This window comes from Pseudomonas sp. 32_A, from assembly GCF_017490905.1.
In the GTDB taxonomy this organism is placed as follows: Bacteria; Pseudomonadota; Gammaproteobacteria; order Pseudomonadales; family Pseudomonadaceae; genus Aquipseudomonas; species Aquipseudomonas inefficax.
This window is the reverse complement of the sequence record NZ_JAFGYI010000040.1, coordinates 1-15,149: the sequence shown is the minus strand read 5'-3', so window position 1 is coordinate 15,149 and position 15,149 is coordinate 1. Positions and strand designations below refer to the sequence as shown.

Below are 15,149 nucleotides of genomic sequence, written 5' to 3'. Positions count from 1 at the left end.
TGTGAATGATTGTAATCCCGGCGGCGCTCTCATAGAGCTGCACAAAAATCATTAATTGAGCAGGGTCTCTGTGGGAGCGGGTTCACCCGCGAACACCGGCGCAGCCGGTGCCAAGCACCGCGCTGGATTCTTCGCGGGTGAACCCGCTCCCACAGGGTAAGCGAACTGCCTGCCGATCGTGCCAACTTGCAGGCTTTGCCCAGGACAGTTGCTGCTAACGGCGCAAACTGTCGAGCACCGCCTCCAGCGCCCGCTCGAACAACAGCCCGTCATCCAGCACCCGCACATCGCCCCGGTGCAGTGCCAGGGCCAGGCTGGCACCGTTCCATTCGCGCACTTTCATGCCGGTGCGGTTGGCGAATACCAGCCGGTCGCTGCTGTCGATGCGCGCCACCAGTTTGCAGCGCAGCGGTTCGTCCTCATCCAGCACCTCGACCCAGGTACCGATACGCAGGCGCTGCACCTGGCGCACGGCCGCAGCCTGCCCGTCGGCAAACTGCAACGGGGCACAAGCGGGTTCTTCGGCAATCGCCAGGACGATGTCCTCGGCCACAAACACCTCGCTCAGAGGATGGCCCTCACCACCGGGTTGCATCGATTCACCTGCGCAGGCACGCAGGTGCAACTGCTCCAGTTGCAGGAAGAATTCGCGCGTCGCTGCCGAGTCCAGGGCCACGCTGGCCAGGCCATCGCGCAGTGCCTTGAGCAAGCCCGGCACCTGCTGCAGCAAGGCATGCGGCTCATGCGGTGGAGTGATGCTGGCCAGCAGCGTGTCCATCGTCTGCAAGGCGTCCCGCCAGGCCTGGGATGCCTCACCCTGCTTGAGCCAGGCCAGCAGCAGTACCTGGCTCCAGGCCTGCACCAGCATCTGCACCACCACCTGCGGCAATAACCGGCCGCGCAGGCGCAGGTTGAGTACGCGCTGCACCTGCTGCCTGGCCTGCAGGGTTCGGGCACGCCCTTCTTCCGCGTCGCGGGTGCGTTGTTCAAGTAGCTCGTTGCGCCGCCGCTCGTCCTGGTTGAAAGCGAGGAAGTCCTCCAGCAGTTCAGCGAACAGGCTGGCATCTTCGGCAAAATCATTGAGCAGGCGCTGGACGATACGCTCCACCCGCAGATGCAGGCTGTCGCGCATGCCGTCGCCGCCACATTCCCAACCAATTGTCGCACCAGCAATCTCGTTGAGCAGCCGGCGGGCCGGGTGGCTGGCACGACTGAACAGCCCCTTGTCCAGCAGGGCCACTTTCAGCAGCGGAATATGCAGACGCCCGATCAGCGCACGCAGGCTGTCCGGCAGGTTGTCGTCGTCCTGGATGAAGGCGAACAGCAGACCAACCAGGTTGATCATGTCCTCATCAGCCACGTCGATGCGCCGTCGTGTGCCGCTGCGCACGCTGACCCGCAACAGCAATTGTTCAAGCTGCTGACCAAGCTCGAAATCGTCGACCTCGTGGGTAGCGGGCACGTAATGCTGCAGGTGCGAAAGCAGGCGCAACAGGTCGGCGGTGCTGATTGGCTGGGCGGCGGCCACCGCCTGCAAACGAGGCGCGAACTGCCCACGCATCGGGGCCAGCAGTGTTTGCAACGAGGTAAAGAAAGCCTGCCCTGCCGCGTCCGCGCCCACCTCGTGCCCCAGGTTCGCCGGCCCACGTCGCGCACTCATGCGCCGGTCTTCGGCACGTCGGCGCGGTGCCGAGGGCAACTCGGGCAGCACGCCAGCGGCGGCCAGCAACTGGTTGGCTTCACCATAGATCACGTCGGCATCGCGCAATACATAGCGCTCGAACAGTTTGAGCAGGACCAGCTTGACCCGCAGGCCAACCCCCAGATTGCGGCCAGCGTCGAGGAAGTAACTGCACAGCGCTGCGGGCCCCAACGGGTTGTGCTGCTCCTGCAGGGGGCGGTCGAGCAGTACCTGCAAGCGCAGGCCCAGTTGCTGCAGGGCGATGCCGTCGCGTGACAGCACCCGCGCGACCATGCCTTCGATCGCGGCAGCCCTTTCCGCCTGGGCCTTGCTGCGCAGGTTGCCGGGCTCGACCAGGTGCGCCAGCAGGTCGACCTGGCCGATACGGGCAAAGGCATCATGGAACGTGTCGAGAAAACCGCGCTCGATACTCTTGCGCTTCAGGCGCAGGTCGCGCATGGCCTCGAAGTACAGGTTCTGGTCAGCGCGGTCGAAGGCCTTGTCGGCCATCTCGAAGAGGGTGTCGTCGGCGTTGTCGAACAAACCCTGCAAGCCCTGACGCAACTGCAAGGCGGCCTTGTCGCGCACCTGCAGGAGCAACACCGGAAGGCAAGGCAGAGGCGCACGCCCGCCTCGATCGATGGCTGCCGCCAAGGCCACCACCTTGCCTTCTTTTTGCATCCCGTACTCCTTGCAGGGTGTCTCGCCCGAGGGGGCTGAAGATCGTCAAAGTCATGACGCCAAATACTGGTCACCATTATCGGTAAAAACCCGCACAGCTGCCAGCGCCGTTTCACTGGCTGGCTAATGACCTTGATTTACCCCGCTTGCTCACACCGGCCGACCAAAGGTCATCGCCAAGGCGACTGTACACACCGGCCCCCTGCCCTATAATCGCCGGCATCTAGCTTGTGGAGCCGACCATGCCGAACCTACGCCTTGCCGACCTGACCGCTGAAATCGAAGCCAACGTGCGCCGCGCGCTGTTGGAGGACATCGGCAGTGGCGATATCACTGCGCAGCTGATCCCGGCCGAGCGCCTGGCCAAGGCGACCATCATCACCCGCGAAGACTGCGTGATCGCCGGCACCGCCTGGGTCGATGCCGTGTTCCGCCAACTCGACCCGCGCGTGGCTGTGCACTGGCAGGTGGCAGATGGCGAGCGCGCCACGGCCAACCAGCCGCTGTTCCATCTGGAGGGCCCCGCGCGTTCGCTGCTCAGTGGTGAGCGCAGTGCACTGAACTTCCTGCAGATGCTGTCGGGGGTCGCCACCCGTGCGCGCTTCCTGGCCGAGCTGGTGGAAGGCACCCAGGTGCGCCTGCTGGACACCCGCAAAACCCTGCCGGGCCTGCGCCTGGCGCAGAAGTATGCAGTGACCTGTGGCGGTTGCGACAACCACCGCATCGGCCTGTACGACGCTTTCCTGATCAAGGAAAACCATATCGCCGCCAGCGGCGGCGTGGCTGCGGCCGTGGCGGCGGCGCACCGTATTGCGCCGGGCAAGCCGGTGGAAATCGAAGTGGAAAGCCTGGATGAGCTGCGCCAGGCACTGGCTGCAGGTGCCGACATCATCATGCTCGACGAGCTGAACCTGGAAGAAATGCGCGAAGCAGTGCGCATCACTGCGGGCAAGGCCAAGCTGGAGGCCAGCGGCGGGGTCAACGAGGCGACCTTGCGGGTAATTGCCGAGACTGGGGTGGACTACATCTCGATTGGTGCCATGACCAAAGATGTGAAGGCGGTGGACCTGTCGATGCGGTTGAGTCTGTAAGCTGATTGTGGACGCAAAAAAACCGGCCATTGAGCCGGTTTTTTGGGGGCGCTTTGCGCCCCATTCGCAGCACAAGGCTGCTCCTACAAAGGGTTACGTACGCCCTGTAGGAGCAGCCTTGTGCTGCGAATGGGCTGCAAAGCAGCCCCGGCGATTCAGAATCAGAACGAAGCGTTGGCCAAACCGTCCAGGTAACGCTCGACATCCAGCGCCGCCATGCAGCCGGCACCGGCCGAGGTAATGGCCTGGCGGTAAACGTGGTCAGCCACGTCACCGGCGGCGAACACGCCCTCGACGTTGGTGGCGGTGGCATTGCCTTCACGGCCGCCGTTGACCACCAGGTAGCCGTCCTTGAGGGTCAGCTGGCCTTCGAACAGCGAGGTGTTCGGGGTGTGGCCGATGGCGATGAACACGCCGTCGACCTTGATTTCGTCGCTGCTGCCATCGTTGTTCTTCAGGCGCGCACCGGTCACGCCCATGTTGTCACCCAGCACTTCGTCCAGGGTGGCGTTGAGCTTGAGCTCGATCTTGCCTTCGGCCACACGGGCGTGCAGCTTGTCGACCAGGATCTTCTCGGCGCGGAAGGTATCGCGACGGTGTACCAGGGTCACCTTGCTGGCGATGTTGGCCAGGTACAGCGCCTCTTCAACTGCAGTGTTACCGCCGCCCACCACGGCAACCGGCTTGTTGCGGTAGAAGAAGCCGTCGCAGGTGGCGCAGGCCGAAACACCCTTGCCCATGAAGGTTTCTTCCGACGGCAGGCCCAGGTAGCGGGCGCTGGCGCCAGTAGCGATGATCAGCGCGTCGCAGGTGTACTTGCCGCTGTCACCCTGCAGGGTGAAGGGCTTGTTGGCCAGGTCGACGGCGTTGATGTGGTCGAAGACGATTTCGGTTTCGAAACGCTCGGCGTGTTCCTGCATGCGCTGCATCAGCGCCGGGCCGGTCAGGCCGTGGGGGTCGCCCGGCCAGTTGTCGACTTCGGTGGTGGTGGTCAGCTGGCCGCCAGCCTGCATGCCGGTGATCAGCAGCGGCTTGAGGTTGGCACGGGCGGCGTATACCGCGGCGCTGTAACCGGCAGGGCCGGAACCGAGAATGATGACGCGCGAATGACGTACTTCAGACATGTCGAACTCCTGTCGAGCGGGCCGCAGGGCCGGCATCGTGTACCGGCTGCGCCAGCTTGGAAATTAAAAAGGACCCACGCAGCACTTGGGGAAGGCTACAACGCGCAGGCCCGGAAAGCAGAAAGTTGAGCGCACTGTAGCGAGGTCGCAAAGATTAAGGAAATATCCTTCGACAATCCACCTCATAGCAATCGTCTATTCAGCGATTTCATCGATAGCCAAGCCTTGCTGCTTTTGTTACAGCCCGTTTCCCGCTCGCTGCCCGCCTTTCGTCGGCGCGACAAACTCGGTAAGGTCAGCGCGTTTCCCTTCTCTGCGGAGTTTCTCGATGCAAGCCCCTGCACTCTCTGGCCCCCAGTACCTGCGCGAAGGCCTGAAACTGGTGCTGAGCCCGAACCTGCGTTTGTTCGTGCTGCTGCCACTGGCGGTCAACCTGCTGCTGTTCGGCGGCCTGATCTACTTCGCCGGGCATCAGTTCAGCCTGTGGGTGGACGCCCTCATGCCGAGCTTGCCGAGCTGGCTGAGCTTCCTCACCTACATCCTGTGGCCGCTGTTCGTCGCCCTGGTGGTGCTGATGGTGTTCTTCACCTTCACCCTGGTGGCCAACATCATTGCCGCGCCGTTCAATGGCTTTCTGGCGGAAAAGGTCGAGGTAGTGGTGCGTGGCCAGGACAACTTCCCGGCGTTCAGCTGGGGCGAACTGATGGCCATGGTGCCACGCACCTTTGGCCGTGAAATGCGCAAGCTGGGCTACTTCCTGCCGCGGGCCATCGGCCTGTTCATCCTGTCGCTGATCCCGGTGGTCAACGTGGTGGCGGCGCCGCTATGGCTGATCTTCGGTGTATGGATGATGGCTATCCAGTACATCGACTACCCGGCGGACAACAACAAGATGAGCTGGCAGGACATGCTCGCCTGGCTGCGCCAGAAGCGCTGGCAGTCGCTGGGCTTTGGCGGCATTACCTACCTGGCGTTGATGATTCCGCTGGTGAACGTGCTGATGATGCCGGCGGCGGTGGCCGGGGCCACATTGTTCTGGGTGCGGGAGCGCAACTGATCCCTATCGGACCTTGCGCGGCCTCCTGTGGGAGCGGCCTTGTGTCGCGAAAGGGCTGCAAAGCGGCCCCAGCAATTCGTGCATTGATGCTGAAATCCTGGGGCCGCTCTGCGGCCCTTTCGCGACACAAGGCCGCTCCTACAAAAAAGCAGACTGTGTCTGGTCTTGGTCCTACTGCCCCAATCGGCTGGAAAACTGCCCCACCACATCCACCACCCGCTTCGCCCCGTCCTGGATCTCGACAATCACGTTCCCTGTCTCGTCCGCCAGTGCCAGCCCCTGCTCGGCCTGACGCTTGCTGGTGTCGATGATCGCCACAGCCGCCTGGGCCAGTTGTTCGTTCTGCTGCACCACCCGGGCGATTTCCTCGGTGGCGGTGCTGGTACGCGAGGCCAATTGGCGCACTTCATCGGCAACCACGGCAAACCCACGCCCCTGCTCGCCGGCGCGGGCCGCTTCGATGGCCGCGTTCAGCGCCAGCAGGTTGGTCTGCCCGGCAATGTCGCTGATGGTCTTGATGATCGAACCGATCACCCGCGACTGGGTATCCAGCGCCTGGATGCCCTCTGCCGCCTCTTGCATCGAAGCTTCCAGCCCGCGCATCACGCTGACACTCTGGGTGACCACATCGGTGGCCTTGCGAGCGCTGGCATCGGTACCCAGCGAGGTGTTGTAGGCGACATCTGCCGCTTCGGCCACCGCAAGCTCCTGGTTGACCTGGTCGGTGATGACGGTGGCGAACTTGACCACCTTGTACAGCACGTCATGGGCATCGAAGATGGGGTTGTACGAAGCCTCCAGCCAGACCACCCGGCCATGGGCATCGATACGCTTGAAGCGTTCGGCAACGAACTCGCCACGGCGCAGCTTGTCCCAGAACGCCTGGTAACCGGCCGAGTTGGCCTCCTCCGGCTCGCAGAACATACGGTGATGCTTGCCACGGATCTGCTCCAGGCGATAACCAAGGGTAGCCAGGAAGCGTTCGTTGGCGGTGAGCACGGTGCCATCCAGGGCGAATTCGATCACGGCGGTGGAACGCATCAGCGCCTTGATCAGGCTTTCGTGCTCGCGGGAGGTCTCGATGGTGCGGGTAAGGTCGCTGGAGTGCAGCGTGAAATACTTGATGCGCCCTTCACTGTTCTTGACTGGCTGCAGGATGGACCGTAACCAGGCCTCCTGGCCATTGCCGCGCAGCAGGCGGAATGCACCGTTCAGGTGTTCACCGCGGCTGATTGCGCCTTTCATGCGCTGGTAGAAATCCAGCGTCTTCACATGGGCGGGGACGATGTCCTCGATGTTGCGCCCAAGCAACTGTTCGGCACGGTAGAGCATCTCGCTCTCGAAGTTGCCGTTGACCATCTCGATCCGCCCCTGGGGATCGAGTTGCAGCACCAGCATCTCGCTGTCGAGGCTACTCTTGACCTGTTCGATGGACATCAGGTCTTCGCGCAACTGCCGGATTTCTTGCTTGAGCTTGTTGTTGAACATCACCGCTCTCCTGGAGCGCATCGTCTGATGCATCTTCATCGGCTGCCGGTGCCCCCTCTTGAGCACCCTTGCAAGGAAAAATTCACAAGGCCAAAAGCGTCGGCGATCAGGCGTCATCTGTACGTCACATTTCAGTCACATCGGCGCAATCCAGCAGGCGGACACTTTTTGTCATGAATACACCCGCCCTACGCATTACCCTGGTCAGCGAAACCTTCCCACCCGAGATCAACGGCGTGGCCAACACCCTTGGCCGACTCAGCGAAGGATTGCGCCAGCGCGGCCATGAGATCGAAGTGGTGCGCCCGCGCCAGGCCGGTGAAGCACCGCTGCACAACGACCCGAACCTGGTGCTGTGCCGTGGCTGGCCACTGCCTGGTTACCCGGGCTTGCAGTGGGGCGAGGTGTCGATGCACAAGCTGGTGCGTCGCTGGCGCCGGCAGCGCCCGGACGTGCTGTACATCGCCACCGAGGGGCCGCTTGGGCTCAGCGCATTGCGCGCGGCCCGGCGCCTGGGGGTAGCGGTGGTCAGCGGCTTCCACACCAACTTCCCGCAGTACTCCGGCCAGTACGGGCTGGGCCTGCTGACGCGCCTGCTCACCCACTACCTGCGCTGGTTCCATCGGCGCACGGCGATCACCCTGGTACCCAGCCTCAGCCAGCGTCTGGAGCTTGAACGCCGTGGCTTCGAACGCCTGGAGCTATTGGCCCGAGGGGTCGATGCCTGCCTGTTCAACCCGGCCCGGCGCAGCCCCGCATTACGAAAAAGCTGGGGGCTTGGGCCGGATGACATCGCAGTCCTGCATGTCGGGCGGCTTGCGGCGGAAAAGAACCTGGGCTTGCTGCGTCCGAGCCTGCAGGCACTGCAGAATACTTTTCCGCACAAACGCATGCGCCTGGTCATCGTGGGGGACGGCCCACAGCGTGCCACCCTCGAACAGCAGGTACCGGATGCCGTGTTCTGTGGCGCCCAGCGTGGCGAGGTACTGGCCGAACACTACGCCAGCGGTGACCTGTTCTTGTTTCCGAGCCTGACCGAAACCTTTGGCAATGTGGTGCTCGAAGCCATGGCCTCGGGGTTGGCAGTGGTCGCATATGACGAGGCAGCCGCTGCGCAGCACCTTCGCCATGGTCATAGCGGCGCACTGGCCATGCCGGGGGATCAGGCAGCGTTCATCGATGCAGCCTGCTGGTTGCTGGAGGAAGAAGAAACGTTACGGCGGGTGCGCCTGAATGCACGAAAGCATGCCAGCCGCCAGGGCTGGCCGGCGATTGTCGAGCAGTTCGAGGGGTATCTGCATGCAGCCCGGAACCAGGCTGCGACTTCATCAGCTTCGAGGCTGGGTGCTACGCGATCTGTGTAGGAGCGGCCTTGTGTCGCGATCGGGCCGCAAAGCGGCCCCCGGATGCCAGCATTGCCACTACATCGAGGGGCTGCTCTGCAGCCCGATCGCGACACAAGGCCGCTCCTACAGGGGGACCTCGTCAGGCGCTCAGGCCAATGCCTTCTCGATAGCCTGCACCACCGCTGGATCATCCGGAGCAGTGCGCGGCGAAAAGCGCGCCAGCACCCGCCCATCCTTGCCCACCAGGAACTTCTCGAAGTTCCAGGTAATATCCCCCGGGAACTCTGCCCCCTCACCCGCCAGCAGGCGGTACAGCGAGTGGCGCTGCGGCCCGTTGACCTCCAGCTTGGCACCCAGCGGGAAGCTCACCCCGTAATTGAGGCTGCAGAACTCCTGGATTTCCTTTTCGCTGCCAGGCTCCTGGCCGGCAAACTGGTTGCACGGCAGACCAAGCACGTTGAAGCCCTTGTCCTTGTATACCTGGTAGAGGTTCTCCAGGGCCTTGTATTGCGGCGTGAGGCCACACTTGGAGGCAACGTTGACCACCAGCACCACTTGGCCCTTGAATGGCGAGAGGGGCAGTTCCCCGCCGTTCAACGCGTCCAGTTTCAGGTCGTGAAATGCACTCATGATGAATCCCTCTCAGGTTCCCGGTTGCCGCGCAGGCGAATTCCGCCCACTAAAAAGGCGCTCGTCCAAGCCGTCCACCTCCCGTAGGAAGGCAAATCGGCTTGCCCGAGCGCCTGGCGACTTTCTGAGCTTAGCGCAGAAAATCAGTGGTGATGGCCACCTTCACCGTGGATGTGGCGGTGAGCGATTTCTTCGTCGCTGGCATCACGCACGTTGACTACCTTGACCTGGAAGGTCAGGCGCTGGCCGGCCAGCGGGTGGTTGCCGTCGACGGTCACGTCGTCGCCGTCGATGTCGCGGATGGTGACGATCTGCATCTGGCCATCCGGCGCCGAAGCGTGGAACTGCATGCCCACTTCCAGCTCGTCGACACCTTCGAACAGGCTGCGGTTCAGGGTGCTGACCAGCTCGGCCAGGTATTCGCCGTAGGCCTCTTCCGGCTCGATGGAAACGTTCAGCTCGTCACCGGCCTGCTTGCCTTCCAGGGCTTTTTCCAGGCCCGGGATGATGTTGCCGGCACCGTGCAGGTAAACCAGCGGTGCACCGCCGGCGGAGCTGTCGATGGTCTCCCCGGCGTCGTTGGTCAGGGTATAGTCGATGGAGACAGCCTTGTTGGCGGCGATCAGCATGGGGCAAGACCTTTTGCAAAAGAATGTAGAGCGGACAAGTGTAACCAAGCCATCGCCCGATTGCGAACGCACCGCGGACGAGCAACGGCCCATCAGTCGGATCACCGGCTTCCACCAGGACGAAGAGGGCCACTGGGTGGCCGAGCTTTCCTGTGGCCACACCCAGCACCTGCGCCACCAGCCGCCGTGGCAGGCGCGCCCCTGGGTGCTCGACCCGGCCCAGCGCGCGCAACGCATCGGCCAGCCTTTCGCTTGCGGCTGGTGCGCACAAGGGGCCGATAGCGCTACCCTTGGCCGTTAATTTCTTGCACCGCTTATTTCGAGAAGCACGCATGCAGACATTTTTCATTGCGCCGACCGATTTCGGTGTCGGCCTGACCTCCATCAGCCTGGGCCTGGTGCGCACCCTTGAGCGCGCCGGCCTGAAGGTCGGCTTCTTCAAGCCGATCGCTCAGCCCCACCCGGGTGACACCGGCCCCGAGCGCTCCACCGAGCTGGTCGCCCGCACTCATGGCATCAAGCCTCCTGTGCCGCTTAGCCTGGCCCATGTCGAGCGCATGCTTGGCGATGGCCAGCTGGACGAGTTGCTCGAAGAAATCATCCGCCTGTACCAGCAAGCCTGCATCGGCAACGACGTGGTGGTGGTCGAGGGCATGGTGCCCACGCGCCACGCCAGCTATGCGGCACGGGTCAACCTGCACCTGGCCAAGAGCCTGGATGCCGAGGTGATCCTGGTATCGGCGCCGGAAAACGAAGTGCTCAGCGAGCTGTCCGGTCGGGTCGAACTGCAGGCCCAGTTGTTCGGCGGCCCGCGCGACCCGAAAGTGCTCGGGGTAATCCTCAACAAGGTGCGCACCGAAGAAAGCATGGCGGACTTTTCCACCCGCCTGCGTGAGCACTCGCCGCTACTGCGTGGCAACGACTTCCGCCTGCTGGGCTGTATCCCCTACCAGCCCGAACTGAACGCCCCGCGCACCCGCGACGTGGCCGACCTGCTCGGTGCCCAGGTGCTCAATGCCGGTGACTATGAACAACGGCGCATGAGCAAGATCATCATCTGCGCGCGCACCGTGGCCAACACGGTACCGCTGCTTACCTCGGGTACCCTGGTGGTGACCCCCGGCGACCGCGACGACATCATCCTCGCCGTCAGCCTGGCGGCGATCAACGGCGTACCGCTGGCCGGCCTGCTGCTGACCAGTGACGGTAAGCCAGACCCTCGCATTTTGGGCTTGTGCCGTGGCGCCCTGCAGGCCGGCCTGCCGATCCTGTCGGTCAGCACCGGCTCGTACGACACCGCCAACCAGCTTAACTCGCTGAACCGCGAAATCCCGGTGGACGACCGCGAGCGCGCCGAATTCATCACCGACTTCGTCGCCAGCCACCTCGACGCCGCCTGGCTGCACCAGCGTTGTGGTACCCCGCGCGAGCTGCGCCTGTCGCCGGCGGTGTTCCGCTACCAGTTGATCCAGCGGGCGCAGCAGGCCAACAAGCGCATCGTCCTGCCGGAAGGCGCCCAGCCGCTGCTGGTGCAGGCTGCGGCCATCTGCCAGGCCCGCGGCATTGCCCGCTGCGTGCTGCTGGCCAAGCCCGAGGATGTCGACGCCGTGGCCCGCGCCCAAGGCATCACCTTGCCGCCGGGCCTGGAAATTCTCGACCCCGATGTGATTCGCCGGCGCTATGTTGAGCCGATGGTCGAGCTGCGCAAGAGCAAGAACCTCAATGCACCAATGGCCGAACAGCAACTGGAAGACCCGGTGGTGATCGGTACCATGATGCTGGCTCTGGACGAAGTGGACGGCCTGGTCTCGGGCCTGGTGCACTCCACCGCCAACACCATCCGCCCGGCCCTGCAATTGATCAAGACCGCACCGGGCTCGAGCCTGGTGTCGTCGGTGTTCTTCATGCTGTTCCCCGAGCAGGTGCTGGTGTACGGCGACTGTGTGATGAACCCGCACCCGAGTGCTGTCGAACTGGCCGAGATCGCCCGGCAGAGTGCCGAATCGGCGCAGGCCTTCGGCATCGCACCACGGGTGGCGATGATCAGTTATTCAAGCGATTCGGCCAGCGACGAGGAAGTCGAGAAAGTGCGCGAAGCGACCCGCCTGGCACAAGGCGCGGCGCAGGAGCTGCTGATCGACGGGCCGTTGCAGTATGACGCGGCGGCCAACCCGGCGATTGCCCGCGAGCTGGCGCCGGACAGCCCGGTGGCCGGGCGTGCCACAGTGTTCGTGTTCCCTGACCTGAACACCGGCAACACGACGCACAAGGCGGTACAACGCAGTACCGACGGGGTCAGCCTTGGGCCGATGCTGCAAGGGTTGCGCAAGCCGGTGAACGACTTGCCACGCGGGGCGCAGGTTGACGATATCGTGCATACCATCGCCCTGACGGCGATTCAGGCCAGCGTGGTGCGCTAAAAACCGGGGCTGTCTTGCAGCCCCTGTGGGAGCGGGTTCACCCGCGAAGAATGCGACGCGGTGTTTGGCACCGGCTACGCCGGTGTTCGCGGGTCAACCCGCTCCCACAGGGTCACTCCGGTCAATCAGGGATACTGCTGAACCTGACCTTGCTGGTCATACTGCTGACCCGGAATCGGCTTCAGGTTCACTTCCACGCGGCGGTTCTGCGCACGGCCATTGGCATCGGCGTTGCTGGCGATCGGCTGGTCCGGGCCCATGCCACGTACGGTGATACGCGAGGCATCCACACCCTGCGAGGTCAGGTAGGTGCTGACCGCCTGTGCACGGCGCTGCGACAGGTCCATGTTGTGCTGGCGGCTGCCAGTGCTGTCGGTGAAGCCGACCACTTCGATGGTGTTCTGGTTGAACTGCTTGAACGAGCCGGCCAGGTTGTTCAGCGGCGAGTAGAAGCTTGGCGCGATGTTGGCCGAGTCGGTGGCGAAGGTGATGTTGCCCGGCATGATCAGCTTGATCTGGTCACCCTGGCGCTGTACTTCCACACCGGTATTGGCCATCTGCGCGCGCAGTTCGGCTTCCTGCTTGTCGGCGTAGTAGCCATAACCGGCTGCGGCGGCACCCACGGCAGCAGCGCCGATCAGGGCACCCTTGCCACGGTTGTTGTGGTCGATGGCAGCACCGGCGATAGCACCGGCCAGCGCGCCCAGGCCGCCGTACTTGGCGGTTTTGCTCATCCCTGTGGAGCCCTGCGCCTGCCCCTGGCTGTCATAAGGGTTCTGGCCGGCACAGCCGGTCATCAGGGCAGCGGCGGTTGCGACGATAATCAGACGACGCATGGTGAACATGGACAAGCTCCTACTGAATTCATGAATGCGGCAGATCATAAAGGGATCTATGCCAGCCTTGGATTGCATCGGCAACGAAAAATTCCGTGAAAGTGCCTTCATGTGCCATCAGGCACGCACGAAGGGGTTTTCGCGCATTTCGTCGCCCAGCCGGGTATCGGGCCCGTGGCCAGTCACAACGATAGCCTCCTCGTCCAACTGGTACAGCCGCTCCTTGATGGAACGCACGATGGCCCGCTGGTCGCCACCCCACAGATCGGTACGGCCAATGCCACGGCGGAACAGGGTATCGCCGGCGATCAGCAGCTTGGCGTCGGCAAACCAGAAGCTCATCGAGCCTGGCGTGTGGCCTGGCGTATGCAAGGCCACGCCACAACCGCAGGCCAACTCTTCGTCATCTCCCAGCCAGCGGTCTGGCGCAGGTACCGGGGTGTAAGGCACGCCGAACATCTGGCACTGCATTTCCAGGTTGTCCCACAGCGCCTGGTCGTCCTTGTGCAGGTGCAGCGTGGCACCGGTCAGTTCCTTGAGCTTGCCCGAGGCAAGGAAGTGATCGAAATGCGCATGAGTGTGGATGATGCTCACCAGCGTCAGCCCGTGGGCCAGCAGGCGGGCAAGGATCTTGTCCGGGTCACCGCCCGGGTCGACGACGATGGCCTTTTTGGTGAGCGGGTCGCCGATCAGGGTGCAGTTGCACTGCAGGGGGCCTACAGGGAAGGTTTCGCGGATGAGTGAAGACGGGGGTTGGGTCATTGACGTTCTCATGAGGAAAGCGCAGCGCGCTAAAAGCGTCGAGTCTATATATCCATTCAAGCGCAGGCAGGTCGCCGGGATTGCAAGTTGCCCCCTGATGCAAACGAAAAACCGGCCAATAGGCCGGTTTTCAGACTAATACGAATGTGCAGCAAGGCTGCATATCCCAAGGCCTGACGTGCTGTCGTTCAGGACGGAATTCCTGCCAGAGGGCCTGCGGGCTCAAGCTCTGCCCCCTTCGCCTTCGCGACCTGCAGAAACCGGAGCTGGTTACTGGAGACTCGACCAGCAAGACGTCTGGCTTCAGCCTCGAATCTTGCAATGGCAAGCAATTCTACCTGTCTCGTTTTGGATCGCATGGTTACCTCCAAAAGCTTGATCGACGCAATCGATGTTATTAGGGATCAACCTGGATCACAAGCCGACCCTTGGCGGTCCAGGTGAAACCAAGCGCCTCATAAACTGACTTTGCGCCTTCAACAGGGTCTTGTATTTCAATCTCTTGACAACCCAACATGCGAGCGTAGAAGTCTATCGATGTCAGCGCCAAGCCAGCGATCTCTCCCCGGAGTGGATGCGACCTGCTGGGATTACCTTGGAGCAGAATAACCTTGATACATAAGCGACTCTTTCTAGGGCTTGCGTAGCAGAGACCACAGAGCTCGCTTCCGAACCAGATGGCAAGATCGAACCCTTTGGGATCGCTATCCTTCCAGTCGACAATATCCTCCCAAGGAAACAGACACCCACTTGTCAGCCATTCAAGGCTAGCGCTGACGGCCTCGTGCGTTATGGGCTCTATCCGGACTTGATCCAGCTCGACATCTCCGCTCAGTAGTTCTGGCTGCCGACACAGTAACTCATGAGTGAGGGTACGGGCTTGGGAGCGAAATATTTGGTATCGGAGTTTGCTGATTCGCCTTCTCATGCAAGCTCCGCATTCGAAATGGAGCCTCCGTCCATTTAGAACTCACGACCTACTGGTTGCATGCGGTCCCACGTCCGCATGTCTTTCGGTTGCGGGACATTGAAGTCGCACTGACCGAGGAGCGACGCAAGGTCATAACGGTTTACGCCGAAACCTGCATTCTTCTGATGCTCATTCGCCCGCAAGCTTTCAGTCGGTGAGCAATGGTTCAACTCCTGAGTAAATCTTTTCATAACCGCTCTGCTGGTAGTCATCGAAAACCGAATAATTACCAGCGTGAACGCCGATGAAAAGAGCTCAAAGGCCCGTTTGGTTTAGATCAGATTGCTCCTACAACTCACGACGAAGCGTCGCCGCTGTATTAGCAGGAAGCGTTGCTTGATGTGTCAATACGGGCGTGCTCTGCCAGCTTCTCTCAAGGCAAGAACAACCTGAACAACCCCCCCCCAAGCGCCCCGCCGTTGGAGATCTCGATC

The 15,149-nt window shown here is 62.5% G+C and carries 12 protein-coding genes; 5 read left to right on the top strand and 7 right to left on the bottom strand.

The features are described 5' to 3' along the window. Positions 1 to 214: 214 nt before the first annotated feature. Positions 215 to 2,362 (bottom strand): DUF1631 domain-containing protein, encoded by a 2,148-nt coding sequence (locus J5M58_RS20885; protein ID WP_207879407.1) that lies wholly within the window; start codon positions 2,360 to 2,362, stop codon positions 215 to 217. 242 nt (positions 2,363 to 2,604) lie between these two features. Here J5M58_RS20885 and nadC point away from each other — a divergent pair, with 242 nt between their 5' ends. Then, positions 2,605 to 3,453, top strand: coding sequence for a carboxylating nicotinate-nucleotide diphosphorylase (gene nadC / locus J5M58_RS20880; RefSeq protein WP_112252019.1), 849 nt, complete (start codon positions 2,605 to 2,607; stop codon positions 3,451 to 3,453). Positions 3,454 to 3,614: 161 nt separating this feature from the next. Here nadC and trxB read toward each other — a convergent pair whose 3' ends face one another. Beyond that, positions 3,615 to 4,577, bottom strand: a complete 963-nt coding sequence (gene trxB / locus J5M58_RS20875; protein ID WP_025337720.1) for a thioredoxin-disulfide reductase — start codon at positions 4,575 to 4,577, stop codon at positions 3,615 to 3,617. Positions 4,578 to 4,905: 328 nt separating this feature from the next. Between trxB and cysZ the strand changes: the two genes are divergently transcribed. After that, positions 4,906 to 5,634 carry a sulfate transporter CysZ gene (gene cysZ, locus J5M58_RS20870; RefSeq protein ID WP_112252018.1) on the top strand — a complete coding sequence of 243 codons (729 nt, stop codon included), beginning with the start codon at positions 4,906 to 4,908 and terminating at the stop codon, positions 5,632 to 5,634. A 171-nt stretch (positions 5,635 to 5,805) separates the two neighbouring features. On the opposite strand, the gene J5M58_RS20865 is transcribed toward cysZ, so the two are convergent. Further along, the gene (locus J5M58_RS20865; protein WP_112252017.1) at positions 5,806 to 7,122 is read right to left on the bottom strand and encodes a PAS domain-containing methyl-accepting chemotaxis protein; all 1,317 of its coding nucleotides are present in this window, start codon (positions 7,120 to 7,122) and stop codon (positions 5,806 to 5,808) included. Positions 7,123 to 7,295: 173 nt separating this feature from the next. On the opposite strand from J5M58_RS20865, the gene J5M58_RS20860 reads away from it, so the two are divergent. Continuing rightward, positions 7,296 to 8,486: a glycosyltransferase family 1 protein gene (locus J5M58_RS20860; protein WP_207879405.1), complete on the top strand. Its 1,191-nt coding sequence runs from the start codon at positions 7,296 to 7,298 to the stop codon at positions 8,484 to 8,486. 129 nt (positions 8,487 to 8,615) lie between these two features. On the opposite strand, the gene J5M58_RS20855 is transcribed toward J5M58_RS20860, so the two are convergent. Then, positions 8,616 to 9,098 carry a glutathione peroxidase gene (locus J5M58_RS20855; protein ID WP_112252015.1) on the bottom strand — a complete coding sequence of 161 codons (483 nt, stop codon included), beginning with the start codon at positions 9,096 to 9,098 and terminating at the stop codon, positions 8,616 to 8,618. Between the two features lie 143 nt (positions 9,099 to 9,241). Continuing rightward, a complete protein-coding gene (locus J5M58_RS20850; protein WP_003247325.1) occupies positions 9,242 to 9,727 on the bottom strand; it encodes a peptidylprolyl isomerase in 486 nt (161 codons plus the stop codon). On the opposite strand from J5M58_RS20850, the gene J5M58_RS20845 reads away from it, so the two are divergent. Next, entirely contained in the window at positions 9,726 to 10,028 is a 303-nt protein-coding gene (locus tag J5M58_RS20845; protein ID WP_112252014.1) for a DUF3565 domain-containing protein, read from the top strand. The two genes, J5M58_RS20850 and J5M58_RS20845, sit on opposite strands and share 2 nt — an antisense overlap. Positions 10,029 to 10,059: 31 nt before the next feature. After that, positions 10,060 to 12,147, top strand: a complete 2,088-nt coding sequence (gene pta, locus J5M58_RS20840) for a phosphate acetyltransferase (RefSeq protein ID WP_112252013.1) — start codon at positions 10,060 to 10,062, stop codon at positions 12,145 to 12,147. A gap of 125 nt (positions 12,148 to 12,272) precedes the next feature. Here the strand turns inward: pta and J5M58_RS20835 are convergent, their stop codons facing one another. Both J5M58_RS20835 and J5M58_RS20830 read right to left on the bottom strand, forming a co-directional pair. Beyond that, entirely contained in the window at positions 12,273 to 12,992 is a 720-nt protein-coding gene (locus tag J5M58_RS20835; protein WP_013970946.1) for an OmpA family protein, read from the bottom strand. 108 nt (positions 12,993 to 13,100) lie between these two features. Further along, positions 13,101 to 13,745 (bottom strand): MBL fold metallo-hydrolase, encoded by a 645-nt coding sequence (locus tag J5M58_RS20830; RefSeq protein WP_112252012.1) that lies wholly within the window; start codon positions 13,743 to 13,745, stop codon positions 13,101 to 13,103. Between the last annotated feature and the right edge of the window lie 1,404 nt (positions 13,746 to 15,149).